The organism is Sulfuricystis multivorans, from assembly GCF_003966565.1.
Classification (GTDB): Bacteria; Pseudomonadota; Gammaproteobacteria; order Burkholderiales; family Rhodocyclaceae; genus Sulfuricystis; species Sulfuricystis multivorans.
Genome location: NZ_AP018718.1, coordinates 2437007 through 2451344 on the forward strand (window position 1 = coordinate 2437007; position 14338 = coordinate 2451344).

Genomic DNA, 14338 nt, shown 5'->3' on the forward strand with positions numbered 1-14338 from the left:
TCAGCAGTTATCTCGCTTTTGCTGCTCACCAAAAAGGTGAGCCCGCTACGCACCCCCTGGCGCTTCCTAAGCGGGCGCCTGGCATTAAAGCTCCTCCTTGCAGGCATGAGCCTGCTGTCTCGATGCGTCGCGCCATGCACCCGCCGCAACAAACCATCGGGCGCGTCCAACTGAGGTTTTTAGGATAATTTCCTTTTCCGAATAAAGGCGTTACGGCAATCATGCAGGAAAGATACCTCCCGGCCGAGATCGAAGCGGCTGCCCAGGCCCACTGGGCCGCCACGCGCGCCTTCAACGTCGCCCCCGATCCTGCCAAGCCCAAGTATTACTGCTTGTCGATGTTTCCCTATCCATCGGGCAAGCTGCACATGGGCCATGTGCGCAACTACACGATCGGCGACGTGCTCGCGCGCTGGCACAAGATGCGCGGCTTCAACGTCTTGCAGCCGATGGGCTGGGATGCGTTCGGGCTTCCCGCCGAGAACGCGGCGATCCAGAACAAGGTGCCGCCGGCCAAGTGGACCTACGACAACATCGCCTACATGAAGAAGCAGCTTGAGTCGCTTGGCTTCGGCCTCGACTGGGAGCGGGAGCTTTCGACCTGCAAGCCCGAATATTACAAGTGGAATCAGTGGCTGTTCCTGCGCATGTTGGAGCGCGGCATCGCCTATAAGAAGACCCAGATCGTCAACTGGGACCCGGTCGATCAAACGGTGCTCGCCAATGAGCAGGTGATCGACGGTCGCGGCTGGCGTACCGGTGCGCTGGTCGAGAAGCGCGAGATCCCCGGCTACTACCTCGCGATCACGAAATACGCCGACGAACTCCTGGCCGACCTGGAGAAGCTTCCCGGCTGGCCGGAGCGGGTGAAGCTGATGCAGGCCAACTGGATCGGCAGATCGCAGGGCGTGCGCTTCGCCTTCCCCTACACGCTAGACGGCGCAGAGGAGAAGCTCTGGGTCTATACGACGCGCGCCGACACGATCATGGGCGTAACCTTCGTCGCGGTGGCGGCCGAGCATCCGCTCGCCACCCATGCCGCCCAACGTGATCCCAGGATCGCCGCCTTCGTCGAGGAGTGCAAGCGCGGCTCCGTCATGGAAGCCGATCTGGCCACGATGGAGAAGAGGGGGCTGCCCACCGGCATCTTCGTCGAGCATCCGCTGACGGGCGAGAAGATCGAAGTCTGGGTCGGTAATTACGTCTTGATGGGCTATGGCGAAGGCGCGGTGATGGCCGTGCCGGCGCACGACGAGCGCGACTTCGCCTTCGCCAAGAAATACGGCCTGCCGATCAAGCAAGTGATCGCTGTGCCCGGCAAGACGTTCTCGCTCGATGCCTGGCAGGACTGGTATGCCGACAAGGAGCACGGTGTCTGCATCAACTCGGGCAAATACGACGGCTTGGGTTACCAGGCTGCCGTCGATGCGATCGCCGCCGATCTCGCCGCCAAGGGCCTCGGCGAGAAGACGACCCAATACCGGCTGCGCGACTGGGGTATCTCGCGGCAGCGTTACTGGGGCTGCCCGATCCCGATCATCCATTGCGAGACCTGCGGCGACGTAGCCGTGCCCGACGATCAATTGCCCGTCGTGCTGCCCGAGGACTGCGTACCGGACGGCTCCGGCAACCCGCTCAACAAGCGCGAGGATTTCCTCGCCTGCACCTGTCCGAAGTGCGGCAAACCGGCTAGGCGCGAGACCGACACGATGGACACTTTCGTCGATTCGTCCTGGTATTACGCGCGCTATTGCGTCGATGCCGCGACGCGCGACAAGAACGATCGCATGGTCGATGCAGGCACCGCCTATTGGATGCCGGTCGATCAATACATCGGCGGCATCGAGCACGCGATCCTGCACCTGCTCTACTCGCGTTTCTGGAGCAAGGTGATGCGCGATCTGGGCTTGGTGCACTACGACGAGCCGTTTTCCAACCTGCTCACCCAGGGCATGGTGTTGAACCACGTCTTCTCGCGCCGCAGCGACAAAGGGGGCATCGAGTACTTCGCGCCCGACGAGGTGGAAATGAAGCGCGACGAGGCCGGCCATGTGATCGGTGCGACGCTCAAACGCGATGGCTCGGCCGTCGATTATGGCGGCATCACGACGATGTCGAAATCGAAGAAGAACGGTGTCGACCCGCAAGCGCTGATCGAGAAATACGGGGCGGATACCGCGCGCTTTTTCATGATGTTCGCCTCGCCTCCCGAGCAGACGCTCGAATGGTCGGACTCCGGCGTCGAGGGGGCCTACCGCTTCCTGCGCCGCGTCTGGGCGTTCGGGGTTCAGAGGTCAGGGATCAGGGATCAGGGATCAGAGGTCAGGGATCAGGGGTCGGCGTTACGCCGGGAGATCCACCTGTTGCTCAAGCAGGCCAACTACGACATGGCGAAGATGCAGTTCAACACCGTGGCGTCCGCCTGCATGAAGATGTTGAATGCGTTGGAGAAAGCGCCGGACGACCCGCACGCCCGGGAGGGCTTCTCGATCCTGTTGCGCCTGCTTTTCCCCATCGCCCCGCACATCACCCATGCGCTGTGGATCGAGCTGGGTTACGGCGACGATATCCTGAAGGCGCCCTGGCCAGAGCCGCTCGAAGAAGCGCTCGCGCAAGAAGAAGAAGAGCTCGTCTTGCAGATCAACGGCAAGCTGCGCGGCGCGATTCGCGTCAAAGTCGGCGCTGACAGAACGGCAATCGAGGCGGCAGCATTGGCTTCCGAAGTGGCGCAAAAGTTCATGGCGGGCCGGCCGGCATCGAGAGTCATCGTCGTGCCGGGCCGGCTGGTCAATATCGTCGTCTGATGCGCGCCATCGTCCTCGCCCTTGCCCTGCTGCTCTCGGCCTGCGGCTTCCAGCTCAGGGGCAGCTACGACCTGCCTTGGGAAACGCTGGCGATTTCCGGCCTGCCGGAAAACAGCGAGCTGTATTTCCAGATCAAGCGCAGCATCGAATCCGGCTCCCTGACCAAGGTGGTCACCGACAGCAAACAAGCCAGAGCCTCCCTCGTGGTGCTGCGCAACGACCAGCACAAGAGCATCCTCTCGCTGTCGGCGAAGGGTCTGGTGCGCGAATACCAACTGACGCGCAGTTTCATGTTCAAGGTCCAGGACGCCAGCGGCAAGCCGATCCAGCCCCCTACCCAGATCGTCCTGCAACGCGAGATGACCTTCGACGACGAGCACGTCTTCGCGAAGGAAGCGGAAGAAGCGATCATCTGGCGCGAGATGCAGAGCGATCTCGTCCAGCAACTGATGCGCCGGCTCGCCGCCGGCAAGGCGCGGCCCGCTACCGCAGGCGGTTGATGCCGTGATCCTGCGCCCCGAACAACTTCATGCCCACCTCGAAAAGCCCCTGCAGCCACTCTACGTGCTGCACGGTGACGAGCCGCTGCTGACCACGGAGGCCGGCGATCTGCTGCGCGCCGCGGCGCGCCGGCAAGGCTACACGGATCGCACGGTGCTCGTCGTCACCCCTTCTTTCAAGTGGGAAGAACTGTTCCATGCCGCCGGCAACCTGTCGCTGTTCGGAGGCCGCGCGTTCATCGATCTGCGCATTCCAACCGGCAAGCCGGGCCGCGATGGCGCCGAAGCGTTGCAACGCTACGCCCGCGCGCTACCTGCCGAGACCATTACGCTCATCACGCTGCCGGAAATGGATTGGCGCGCTCGAAAAGCGGCATGGTTTGCCGCGCTCGCCGGGGTCGGGGTGGTCATCGAAGGCAATGCCCCGCCGGTAGCGATGCTGCCGCAGTGGATCAGTCGGCGCCTCGCTGCGCAAGGCCAATCGGCGTCTGCCGAGGCTCTCGAATTCATCGCGCTCAATGTCGAAGGCAATCTCCTCGCCGCACATCAGGAAATCCAGAAACTCGGACTCCTTTATCCGCCGGGCGAATTGTCGCTGCAGCAGGTCTCCGCCGCGGTGCTGAACGTCGCCCGCTATGACATCGACGACCTGAAGAACGCTCTGCAAGCGAAGGATGCCGCGCGCGCCGCACGCACGCTCGAAGGTTTGAAGGCCGAAGACGCCGCCCCGCCGCTGGTGCTCTGGGTGCTGGCCACTGAGGCCAGAAGCCGCGCGCAACGCGCCGCCGCCTCCGTTCCGCCCTCGCAAAGTCAGCCTCCTAGGGGGTCGGCGTCCGGCGTCGCTCACGGCCGCTCCGCCCCCGCCTGCGGCGGGTCCCCCTCCGCTGTTCGCGCCGCCGCCTCCGTTCCGCCCTCGCAAAGTCAGCCTCCTAGGGGGTCGGCGTCCGGCGTCGCTCACGGCCGCTCCGCCCCCGCCTGCGGCGGGTCCCCCTCCGCTGTTCGCGCCGCCGCCTCCGTTCCGCCCTCGCAAAGTCAGCCTCCTAGGGGGTCGGCGTCCGGCGTCGCTCACGGCCGCTCCGCCCCCGCCTACGGCGGGTCCCCCTCCGCTGTTCGCGCCGCCGCCTCCGTTCCGCCCTCGCAAAGTGAGCCCCCTGGGGGGTCGGCGTCCGGCGTCGCTCACGGCCGCTCCGCCCCCGCCTACGGCGGGTCCCCCTCCGCTGTTCGCGCCGCCCTATTGCATGCGGCGCGGATCGATCGCATCATCAAGGGGTTGAGCAGTGGGGACGTTTGGGATGAATTCCTGCAACTTGCGTTGCGATTGACGAGAGCATGACGATGGATATCAAAAGCTACATGGAAACGCTCGGCCGCCAAGCGCGTGAAGCCTCGCGCGCGATGGCTAAGGCGACCACCGCAGCGAAGAATGCGGCGCTCCTTGCCATGGCGGCCGACATCCGCGCGCACCGTGACGAGCTTCTTGCCGCGAACGCCGAAGACGTCGCCGAGGCGAAGGCCAACGGGCTCGATCCGGCAATGCTCGACCGCTTGACGATCACCGCCAGGAGCGTCGAAGCGATGGCGCAAGGACTCGAGCAGGTAGCCGCGCTTCCCGATCCGATCGGCGAGATTTCGGACATGAAATACCGCCCCTCCGGCATCCAGGTCGGCAAGATGCGCGTGCCGCTCGGTGTCATCGGCATCATCTATGAAGCGCGGCCGAATGTGACGGCGGATGCCGCGGCGCTGTGCCTCAAGTCCGGAAACGCAGCGATCTTGCGCGGCGGCAAGGAAGCGATCCGCTGCAATCAGGCGATCGCCGCCTGTGTGCGGCGGGGCTTGACCGTCGCCGCTCTGCCGGAAACTGCGGTGCAGGTGGTGCAGACCACCGACCGCGCCGCGGTAGGCCATCTCGTGGCGATGCCCGAATACGTCGATGTGATCGTGCCGCGCGGCGGCAAGGGCTTGATCGAGCGCATCTCGAAGGAGGCGCGCGTGCCGGTGATCAAGCATCTGGACGGCAACTGCCACGTCTATATCGACACCGCCGCCGATCCGGGAAAAGCGCTGAAAATTCTGGAGAACGCCAAATGCCAACGGCTGGGTACTTGCAACACCGCCGAATCGCTGCTCGTCGCCCGCCCCGTCGCGGCCACACTGCTGCCGCAGCTGGCGGCGATGCTCATCCAGCACAGCGTCGAGATCCGCGGCTGCCCCGAGACCTGCGCGCTCGTGCCGCAGGCGAAACCGGCGACGGAGGAGGATTACTACACCGAATACCTCGCCGCGATCATCTCCTGCAAGGTGGTCGCCGACGTCGATGAGGCGATCGCCCACATCAACAAGTATTCCTCCGCGCACACCGAGGCGATCGTCACCGAAGACTACACCCATGCGATGCGTTTTCTGCGCGAGGTCGACTCGTCCTCCGTCATGGTCAATGCCTCGACGCGCTTCGCCGATGGTTTCGAATACGGGCTGGGCGCCGAGATCGGCATCTCGACCGACAAGTTCCATGCGCGCGGGCCGGTCGGCCTCGAGGGCCTCACTTCGCAGAAATGGATCGTCTTCGGCAACGGCGAAGTGCGGTCGTGAGCCCGCCCACCCCCAGCCCCGCCCTCTCGGGCGGGGAGACTTTGTGTGCCGTCCTGCCAGCGCCGAGCTTCAGCATCGGCATCCGCTGCAACGACGATGCGATCGCCGAGATCGTCTATCTCGAGCCGTGCCCCGAAATCAAGCCCTCCTCGGCGTTGGCGAAAGAGGCCGTGCGCCAGTTACGCGCTTATCTGAAAGACCCGCGCTTTCTCTTCTCGCTGCCGCTCGCCCTCGCCGGCACGGCCTTCCAGCGCCGGGTCTGGGCCGGTATTACGACCATTCCCGCCGGCGCGACGCAGACCTATGGCGAGCTGGCGCGCACGCTCGGCAGCAGCCCACGCGCCGTCGGCAATGCCTGCGGTGCCAATCCCTATCCCCTCGTCATCCCCTGCCATCGCGTCGTCGCCGCAGGCGGCAAGTTGGGCGGCTTCGCCCGCCAACGCGGCGGTTTCCTGCTCGAAGTGAAGCGCTGGCTGCTCGCGCATGAGGGAGCCTGATCGCGCACTCATCGACGAGTTCGTCGACAGTCTGTGGCTTGCCGACGGGCTGGCGAAGAACACGCTCGCCGCCTACCGTTCCGATCTCGCCCTGTTCGCCGCCTGGCTGGATGAGCGCCAGCGCACTTTGCTCGATGCGCAGGAAGCGGATGTCGACGCCTGGCTTGCCCACCTGCATCGGCGCAGCGAACGGGTTCGGCCGACGACGCTCAGACGCTTTCTGGCTTCCTTGCGGCGTTTCTACCGCTGGCTCATCGAACAAGGGCGACGCGCGCACGATCCGCTGCTCAACATCCAGCCACCGGTCGTCGCCGAACGTTTCCCGAAGACGCTGTCGGAAAAGAACGTCGAGGCGCTACTGGCCGCGCCGGACGTGGCAAAGCCGCTGGGCCTGCGCGACCGGGCGCTGCTGGAACTCCTCTACGCCACGGGCTTACGCGTCTCCGAGCTCGTGGCCCTCAAGCTCTTCAATCTGAGCCTCGACGACCGCGTCGTACGCACCTTCGGCAAAGGCGGCAAAGAGCGCCTCGTGCCGCTGGGCGAAGTGGCGGCCGAATGGCTGCAACGCTGGCTGCGCGAGGGACGGCCACGGCTCCTCAAGGGCCGCTCCAGCGATCACGTATTCGTCACCACGCGCGGCGTCGGCATGACGCGCCAGATGGCCTGGACGCTGATCAAGAAACATGCCGTGGCCGCCGGCATCCCGCGCGAGAAAATTTCGCCGCATGTGCTGCGCCATGCCTTCGCGACCCATCTCATCAATCACGGCGCCGACCTGCGCGTCGTCCAGCTTCTGCTCGGCCATGCCGACATCTCGACGACGCAGATCTACACCCACGTCGCTCGGGCACGGCTCAAGCAACTGCATGCGCAGCATCACCCGCGCGGCTGATCAAGCCCGCGCCCGCTCGATCTGCACGCCGACGCGCTTGACACCCTTGGCGATGCCGACCTTGGCGATCGACACCTTGACCCAGGGAGCGCGAAATTCGTCGAGCAGCAGCGCGATCACGAATTCACCCAGCGTCTCCAGCAGATTGAAATGGCGCTGGGCGAGTTCCTCGCGGATGCGCGCGATCACTTGCGCGTAGTCGATGGTCTTGGTGATGTCGTCGTCCTGCGCCGCCTCATCGGGCACGCCGAAGGTGAGCGACAGTTCCAGCGTCTGCGGCGCGACGCGTTCGCGCGCATAGATGCCGACATGAGCCTCGACGCGCATTTCCTCGATGAAGATGAAGTCCATGAAGCGGCCTCGAATAGAATGACGGGCATTCTATGGAATCCACCGCCCTTTACCTAATCCTCGGCTATCTGATCGGTTCGATCCCGTTCGCGGTGATCGTCTCGAAGCTCTTCGGACTTGCCGATCCACGCCGGCATGGCTCGGGCAATCCGGGCGCCACCAACGTGCTGCGCACCGGCAACAAGCTCGCCGCCGCACTGACCCTGCTCGGCGATGCGGCCAAGGGCTGGCTTCCGATGTTTCTCGCCGCGAAACTCGCGGCAAGCGGGACGGCACAGACGCTCGTCGGCCTCGCCGCTTTTCTCGGCCACCTGTTCCCGGTGTTTCTCAAGTTCAAGGGCGGCAAGGGGGTGGCCACCGCGCTGGGCGTGCTGATCGGCTTGGATGGCTGGCTCGCTTTCGGAGCAGCACTGACCTGGCTGGTCACTGCCATCATCACCCGCTATTCGTCGCTCGCCGCGCTCTTGGCGGCGTGCGTCGCAATGGCCCTGGCCTTCCTGCGTCACGGCAGCGACGCGGTCTCGCTCGTCATAGGCGCCATATGCCTCATCTTGATCTGGCGGCACAAGGCCAACATCGTGCGCCTGATCGAAGGTACGGAAAGCCGTATCGGCAATCGGACTAAGTCGTAGTCAACGGCCAGCGCGGCCGGACGACGAACGCACCGTTGTGCGCCCTGGCATCGACCAAACCAGCTTGCAGGCGCAGCGCGCCGGCGAAGGCGATCATCGCGCCATTGTCGGTGCACAAGGCCAGCTCCGGATAGCAGACGCGAATGCCCGCCTGGCCCGCTTCGAGATTCAGACGTTCCCGCAGCCGCCTGTTCGCGCCGACGCCGCCGGCGACGACCAGGGTTTTCAACCCGGTCACGCTGCAGGCGGCCAGCGCCTTCGTCGCCACGACCTCCGTCGCAGCTTCCTGGAACTCCGCGGCAAGATCGGCCTTGTCTTGCTCGGTGAGCGCTCGCTCGCGAACGGCAGTGAGCACCGCCGTCTTGAGGCCGGAGAAGCTGAACATGAAATCGCCGCTATTGATCATCGGGCGCGGCAGCTTGAAGCGGCCCGGCTTTCCCGTTTCGGCGAGCTTCGCGAGCGCCGGGCCGCCGGGGTAGCCCAGACCCAAGAGCTGCGCCGTCTTGTCGAAGGCTTCGCCAGCGGCATCGTCGAGCGATTCACCCATCAGCTCGTAAGCGCCCACTCCGGTCACGCGCATGATTTGGGTGTGGCCGCCGGAGACCAGCAGTGCGATGAAGGGGAAGGCGGGCGGATCATGCGCCAGCAGCGGCGAGAGCAGGTGGCCTTCGAGGTGATGGATCGGCAGCGCCGGAACCCCCAAGGCGAGCGCGAGACTCGCCGCGAAGCTCGCCCCGGTGAGCAAGGCGCCAGCAAGACCTGGCCCTGCTGTGTAGGCGATCGCGTCGATGTCCGCCCTCGCACACTGGCTCTCGGCCAGCACCTGCTCGAACAGTGGCACGAGACGGCGGATGTGGTCGCGCGAGGCGAGCTCGGGCACCACGCCGCCGTACGCTTCGTGCATGGCCACCTGCGAATGCACCGCATGGGCGAGCAAGCCGCGCACGCCGTCGTACAGGGCGACGCCGGTTTCGTCGCAGGAGGATTCGATGCCCAGCACCAACATCATGAAATTTTACTTTGACATCGGCGCCAAAATGGCTAGAATGCGCGGCTTTCATCACTTCAACCGATTAGGAAGCCACCGCATGCCCGGTATTCGCGTCAAGGAAAACGAGCCGTTCGAGGTCGCCATCCGCCGCTTCAAGCGCACCATCGAAAAGGCCGGCATACTCACCGAGCTGCGTTCGCGCGAGTTCTACGAGAAGCCCACCGCCGAGCGCAAGCGCAAGCTGTCTGCCGCGATCAAGCGCCACCACAAGCGCATCCGCAGCCAGCTCCTGCCGCCGAAGCTGTACTGATCCCTTTCCGATTTCCCGCGAAAACCGCCTATGTGGGCGGTTTTGGTGTTTGTCGAAGGAGATTCGCCATGAGCTTGAAGGAACGCATCCTAGATGACATGAAAACCGCTCTCAAGGCGAAGGAAACCGCGCGCCTGGGCGCCTTGCGCCTGCTCATCGCAGCGATCAAGCAGCGGGAAGTCGATGAGCGGATTCAACTCGACGATGCCGGGGTGATCGGTGTCATCGAGAAGATGATCAAGCAGCGCAAGGACTCGATCGCCCAGTATGAAGCCGCCAAGCGCCAGGATCTCGCCGACGCCGAGAAATTCGAGATCGAAGTCCTGTCGGCCTACATGCCTGAGCCATTGTCGGCCGACGAAGTCGCCGCCATCGTCGCGCAGGCGATCGCCGAATCGGGCGCCAAGGCAATGGCCGAGATGGGCAAGGTGATGGCGCTCGTCAAGCCCAAGATCGCCGGCCGCGCCGACATGGTCGAGGCTTCCAGGCTGGTGAAAGCCAAACTGTCAGGTCGATGAGCGGCGCATAATCGCGCCGATGATCCCGGAAAGTTTCATTCAGGAACTGCTCGCCCGCGTCGACATCGTCGATGTCGTCGAGCGCTACGTGCCGCTCAAGAAAGCCGGCGCCAATTACCAGGCCTGCTGTCCGTTCCATACCGAGAAGACGCCGTCCTTCACCGTGAGCCCATCGAAGCAGTTCTACCACTGCTTCGGCTGCGGCGCGCACGGCAGCGCGATCGGTTTTCTGATGCAATACAGCGGCCTCTCCTTCGTCGAGGCCGTCGAGGAGCTCGCCGGCTCGATCGGTTTGACCGTCCCGCGCGAAGTGAGTGTCCGCTCGCAGGAAAAAGTCCGCCAGCAGCCGCTCACCGAACGCATGGCGCGTGCCGCGCGCTTCTACAAGGAGCAGCTCAAGGCCAGCCCCAAAGCCATCGATTACCTGAAGGGGCGGGGACTGACCGGCGAGATTGCCGCGAAATACGGCCTGGGCTATGCGCCCGACGACTGGCAAGGGCTCACGCAAGTATTCGCCGACTATGCCGATCCGGCGCTGGTCGAATGCGGGCTCGTCATCGAGAACGAACAGGGCCGGCGCTACGACCGCTTCCGTGACCGCATCATGTTCCCGATCCAGGATGCGCGCGGCAACGTCATCGGCTTCGGCGGCCGCGTGCTGGGGTCGGGCGAGCCCAAGTATCTGAACTCGCCCGAGACGCCGCTGTTCCGCAAAGGCGAGGAGCTCTACGGATTGCCCCAGGCGCGGCAGGCAATCCGCGCCGAAGCTAGCGTCATCGTCGTCGAAGGCTATATGGATGTCGTCTCGCTCGCCCAGTTCGGTGTCAATAACGCGGTGGCCACCCTCGGTACGGCGACCACGGCCACGCATGTGCGGAAACTGCTGCGCCTTACGGACAAGGTGGTGTTCTGCTTCGATGGTGATGCAGCCGGGCGCAAGGCGGCCTGGCGTGCGCTGGAAGCCAGTCTCGAGGTGCTGGCAGACGACAAGCTGATAGGTTTTCTGTTCCTGCCGGCCGAGCACGACCCGGACAGCTTCGTCCGCGCCGAAGGAGCGGAGGCCTTCCGCCGGCTTGCCGCCCAGCCGACGACCCTGACCGAATTCTTCATGAGCGAGCTGAAATCCGGCGTCGATCTCACCACGCCCGAAGGGCGCGCCCGTCTCGTCCATGAGGCGAAACCGTTTTTGAAGAAACTGGCCGCCCCCCTCCTGCGCCTGCAGCTTGTCCGTGCGCTGGCCGAAGCTGCGCTGCTGTCGACGGCCGAAATCGAATCGCTGTGCGGCTTGAAACCGATACCACGTGGTCGGCTCGCACCGCCGCAGACGCGACAACGGCCTCGGCCTGCCGCGCTCGAGCGCACGCTGCTCCTCACCGTATTGCGCCGCCCTGAGCGTGCCGCGCGCCTGCCGCTCGAATTGATCTTGCGTGACAGCCCCGAAGGGGAGGCTTTATGGGCCATCGTCGCCGCGATCGAACAGGCCGCACTGCCGGTGGGAAATCTCGGTCTGCTGCTTGAACATTTCCGCGACAGCCCCCATGAAGCGATCATCGCGACGCTGGCGGCGGAAAGCGAAACGTTCGCCAGCGACGAAGGGGAGCTCGAAGCGGTTTTCGCCGATGCCGTCGAGCAGCTGCATCGTCGTGCGCTCTCCCGACAGATCGACCAGCTGACGGCCAAGGCCCGCGCCGGAACGCTCAGCCCCGAAGAGCGACGCCGACTGCCGGAGCTCCTTGCGCTCAAAAGGTCTTGATCTATAAAGTGTATAATTTAACGTTTCTCTGTGCCTGAAGTCGAACCATGTCCAAATCCGCCGCGAAGCAGACCAAGACGCCTACCCGCAAAACTGCCGCGAAATCCGTCAGCAAACCGGCCAAGGCCGGGGAGCAATCTGCTGCGAAAAAAGTGGTCAAGCCCATCGCTGCCGCAAAGCCCGTGCTGAAAAAAGCTGCGCCCGCCGCGCCAAAGCCGACGCCTAAGCCGGTGGGAAAGGCTACGGCCGCGGCTCATGAGGTCACTGAAAAAGCCACGAAAAAAGCCGCTCAGCCCAAGGTGCAGGACAACCCGGTCGCAGACTTCGCCTCTTCGCCCGCAAAAGAGCAGAACAAGGCCGCCGTCGCCGCTTCTCCCGCAGCCAGCGTCGTGCAGCCCTCCCCTGCCTCCGCCAAGCTTTCGGCCAAGGCCAAGAAGCTGCGCGACAAGCAGATGCTGGCCGCCTTCGAACAGGCGCAGCCGACGCTGGCAGATCTCGAATCGCGCCGCACGCGCCTGAAGACGCTGATCACGCTGGGCAAGGAGCGCGGCTATCTGACCTATGCCGAGATCAACGACCATCTGCCGGATGACATCGTCGATGCAGAGCAGATCGAGTCGATCATCAGCACCTTCAACGACATGGGCATCCAGGTCTATGACCAGCCGCCCGCTCCGGAAGAAATTTTGCTCGCCGAGCAGACCGCCGCGCCTGTCGATGCCGACGAAGCCGAGGAAGAGGCCGAACAAGCACTTTCCTCCGTCGATTCCGAGTTCGGCCGTACCACCGACCCGGTGCGCATGTACATGCGCGAGATGGGCACGGTGGAGCTCTTGACGCGCGAAGGCGAGATCGAAATCGCCAAGCGCATCGAGGAAGGCTTGCGCCACATGGTGCAGGCGATTTCGGCTTGCCCGACGACCATCGCCGAGATTCTCGACATGGCCGACAAGGTGGCCAAGGACGAGGTGCGCGTCGACGAGCTGGTCGATGGCCTGATCGACCCGAACGCCCCGGCCGAGGATCTCGAAGCCGAAGAAGCGGCTGACCTGGCCGAAGACCTTGGCGAAGAGCTCGACATCGACGACGAGGAAGCCGCCCAGGCGCGAGTCTCCGCCTCGCTGCTACAGCTCAAGAAGGATGCGCTGGAACGCTTCGCGGTGATCCGCCAGCTCTACGGCAAGCTGATGCAGACCTTGGCCAAGAAGGGCTCGCAGGACAAGGCGTATCTGAAGATCCAAAAGCAGATCAGCGAAGAACTGATGAACATCCGTTTCACCGCGCGCACCATCGAGCGCCTGTGCGATTCGGTGCGCGGCATGGTCGAGGCGGTGAGGAACCACGAACGCAAGATCCTCCACTTGTGCGTGGACAAGGCGCACATGCCACGCAACCACTTCATCAAGGTCTTTCCCGGCAACGAGACCAATCTGGAGTGGCTCAAGAACGAGGTGCAGTCGAAGCAGCCCTATGCCGCAGCGCTGATGCGCGCCGCACCGGCGATCCTCGAAGAACAGCAAAAGCTCATCGATCTACAGAACCGTCTCGGCATCCCGCTCAAAGAGCTCAAAGAGATCAACAAACAGATGTCGACGGGCGAAGCGAAGGCACGCCGCGCCAAGCGCGAGATGACCGAGGCGAACCTGCGCCTGGTGATCTCGATCGCGAAGAAATACACCAACCGCGGCCTGCAGTTCCTCGACCTGATCCAGGAAGGCAACATCGGTCTGATGAAGGCGGTGGACAAATTCGAATACCGCCGCGGCTACAAGTTCTCGACCTACGCCACCTGGTGGATTCGCCAGGCCATCACGCGCTCGATCGCCGACCAGGCGCGCACGATCCGCATCCCGGTGCACATGATCGAAACGATCAACAAGATGAACCGCATCTCGCGGCAGATCCTGCAAGAGACCGGCCAGGAGCCGGATCCGGCGACATTGGCGGAAAAGATGGACATGCCCGAGGACAAGATTCGCAAAATCCTCAAGATCAGCAAGGAGCCGATCTCGATGGAGACGCCGATCGGCGACGACGACGATTCCCATCTGGGCGATTTCATCGAGGACACGACGACGCTGGCGCCGGCGGACGCCGCGTTGTATGCCTCCTTGCGCGAGATCACCAAAGAAGTGCTCGACAGCCTGACGCCGCGCGAGGCCAAGGTATTGCGCATGCGTTTCGGCATCGAGATGAACACCGACCACACGCTCGAAGAGGTGGGCAAGCAGTTCGACGTCACGCGCGAGCGCATCCGTCAGATCGAGGCCAAAGCGCTCCGGAAGCTCCGTCACCCGTCGCGCTCGGAGAAGCTCAGAAGCTTCCTCGACGGCGCAGAGTAACGGCCTGTTCCTCGCTATAACAGGCCGTTGAAAAACGTCACGAGGATGGCCAGATGCAAGGCGTTTGGTGCGCAGCGACCGAAGTCTATCAATAAGATAGGCGAGGGAGCGACAACGAAGTTGCGGCGAAGGCTAACCTCGGTTTTGCCGAGGTTG

At 64.0% G+C, this 14338-nt stretch carries 13 protein-coding genes; 11 read left to right on the forward strand and 2 right to left on the reverse strand.

Annotated features, from left to right (window positions below):
* Window positions 1-221: 221 nt before the first annotated feature.
* From leuS to xerD, 6 genes are read left to right on the forward strand one after another with little or no spacing between them, the layout of a single operon-like run.
* Complete coding sequence (leuS, locus tag EL335_RS12225; protein ID WP_126447300.1) at window positions 222-2804, forward strand: leucine--tRNA ligase; 2583 nt, start codon at window positions 222-224, stop codon at window positions 2802-2804.
* Window positions 2804-3304 carry an LPS-assembly lipoprotein LptE gene (locus tag EL335_RS12230; RefSeq protein ID WP_126447302.1) on the forward strand — a complete coding sequence of 167 codons (501 nt, stop codon included), beginning with the start codon at window positions 2804-2806 and terminating at the stop codon, window positions 3302-3304. Before leuS ends, EL335_RS12230 begins: the two co-directional genes overlap by 1 nt.
* A 4-nt stretch (window positions 3305-3308) precedes the next feature.
* Window positions 3309-4637 carry a DNA polymerase III subunit delta gene (gene holA / locus EL335_RS14370; RefSeq protein WP_172600098.1) on the forward strand — a complete coding sequence of 443 codons (1329 nt, stop codon included), beginning with the start codon at window positions 3309-3311 and terminating at the stop codon, window positions 4635-4637.
* A 2-nt stretch (window positions 4638-4639) separates the two neighbouring features.
* Complete coding sequence (locus tag EL335_RS12245; protein ID WP_126447304.1) at window positions 4640-5896, forward strand: glutamate-5-semialdehyde dehydrogenase; 1257 nt, start codon at window positions 4640-4642, stop codon at window positions 5894-5896.
* Window positions 5893-6393: a methylated-DNA--[protein]-cysteine S-methyltransferase gene (locus tag EL335_RS12250; RefSeq protein WP_284155367.1), complete on the forward strand. Its 501-nt coding sequence runs from the start codon at window positions 5893-5895 to the stop codon at window positions 6391-6393. The genes EL335_RS12245 and EL335_RS12250 overlap by 4 nt, the downstream gene beginning before the upstream one ends.
* Window positions 6380-7285, forward strand: a complete 906-nt coding sequence (xerD, locus tag EL335_RS12255; protein WP_126447308.1) for a site-specific tyrosine recombinase XerD — start codon at window positions 6380-6382, stop codon at window positions 7283-7285. The genes EL335_RS12250 and xerD overlap by 14 nt, the downstream gene beginning before the upstream one ends.
* On the opposite strand, the gene EL335_RS12260 is transcribed toward xerD, so the two are convergent.
* Window positions 7286-7636 (reverse strand): dihydroneopterin aldolase, encoded by a 351-nt coding sequence (locus tag EL335_RS12260; RefSeq protein WP_126447310.1) that lies wholly within the window; start codon window positions 7634-7636, stop codon window positions 7286-7288.
* A 32-nt stretch (window positions 7637-7668) separates the two neighbouring features.
* On the opposite strand from EL335_RS12260, the gene plsY reads away from it, so the two are divergent.
* Entirely contained in the window at window positions 7669-8268 is a 600-nt protein-coding gene (gene plsY / locus EL335_RS12265; RefSeq protein ID WP_126447312.1) for a glycerol-3-phosphate 1-O-acyltransferase PlsY, read from the forward strand.
* On the opposite strand, the gene tsaD is transcribed toward plsY, so the two are convergent.
* Window positions 8258-9274 carry a tRNA (adenosine(37)-N6)-threonylcarbamoyltransferase complex transferase subunit TsaD gene (gene tsaD, locus EL335_RS12270; RefSeq protein WP_126447889.1) on the reverse strand — a complete coding sequence of 339 codons (1017 nt, stop codon included), beginning with the start codon at window positions 9272-9274 and terminating at the stop codon, window positions 8258-8260. The genes plsY and tsaD overlap by 11 nt on opposite strands.
* An 82-nt stretch (window positions 9275-9356) precedes the next feature.
* Between tsaD and rpsU the strand changes: the two genes are divergently transcribed.
* From rpsU to rpoD, 4 genes are all read left to right on the forward strand, one after another.
* The gene (gene rpsU / locus EL335_RS12275; protein WP_126447314.1) at window positions 9357-9569 is read left to right on the forward strand and encodes a 30S ribosomal protein S21; all 213 of its coding nucleotides are present in this window, start codon (window positions 9357-9359) and stop codon (window positions 9567-9569) included.
* Window positions 9570-9637: 68 nt separating this feature from the next.
* Window positions 9638-10087, forward strand: coding sequence for a GatB/YqeY domain-containing protein (locus EL335_RS12280; protein WP_126447316.1), 450 nt, complete (start codon window positions 9638-9640; stop codon window positions 10085-10087).
* 19 nt (window positions 10088-10106) lie between these two features.
* Entirely contained in the window at window positions 10107-11840 is a 1734-nt protein-coding gene (gene dnaG / locus EL335_RS12285) for a DNA primase (RefSeq protein ID WP_126447318.1), read from the forward strand.
* Between the two features lie 452 nt (window positions 11841-12292).
* Window positions 12293-14182 (forward strand): RNA polymerase sigma factor RpoD, encoded by a 1890-nt coding sequence (gene rpoD, locus EL335_RS12290; RefSeq protein WP_126447891.1) that lies wholly within the window; start codon window positions 12293-12295, stop codon window positions 14180-14182.
* Window positions 14183-14338: the final 156 nt, after the last annotated feature.

Excerpts from the sequence above, each read along its gene's own strand:
- leuS (WP_126447300.1), top strand. The coding sequence starts at position 222 with ATGCAGGAAAGATACCTCCCGGCCGAGATCGAAGCGGCTGCCCAGGCC.
- EL335_RS12230 (WP_126447302.1), top strand. The coding sequence starts at position 2,804 with ATGCGCGCCATCGTCCTCGCCCTTGCCCTGCTGCTCTCGGCCTGCGGC.
- EL335_RS12245 (WP_126447304.1), top strand. The coding sequence starts at position 4,640 with ATGGATATCAAAAGCTACATGGAAACGCTCGGCCGCCAAGCGCGTGAA.
- xerD (WP_126447308.1), top strand. The coding sequence starts at position 6,380 with ATGAGGGAGCCTGATCGCGCACTCATCGACGAGTTCGTCGACAGTCTG.
- EL335_RS12260 (WP_126447310.1), bottom strand. The coding sequence starts at position 7,636 with ATGGACTTCATCTTCATCGAGGAAATGCGCGTCGAGGCTCATGTCGGC.
- plsY (WP_126447312.1), top strand. The coding sequence starts at position 7,669 with ATGGAATCCACCGCCCTTTACCTAATCCTCGGCTATCTGATCGGTTCG.
- tsaD (WP_126447889.1), bottom strand. The coding sequence starts at position 9,274 with ATGTTGGTGCTGGGCATCGAATCCTCCTGCGACGAAACCGGCGTCGCC.
- rpsU (WP_126447314.1), top strand. The coding sequence starts at position 9,357 with ATGCCCGGTATTCGCGTCAAGGAAAACGAGCCGTTCGAGGTCGCCATC.
- EL335_RS12280 (WP_126447316.1), top strand. The coding sequence starts at position 9,638 with ATGAGCTTGAAGGAACGCATCCTAGATGACATGAAAACCGCTCTCAAG.
- dnaG (WP_126447318.1), top strand. The coding sequence starts at position 10,107 with ATGATCCCGGAAAGTTTCATTCAGGAACTGCTCGCCCGCGTCGACATC.
- rpoD (WP_126447891.1), top strand. The coding sequence starts at position 12,293 with ATGCTGGCCGCCTTCGAACAGGCGCAGCCGACGCTGGCAGATCTCGAA.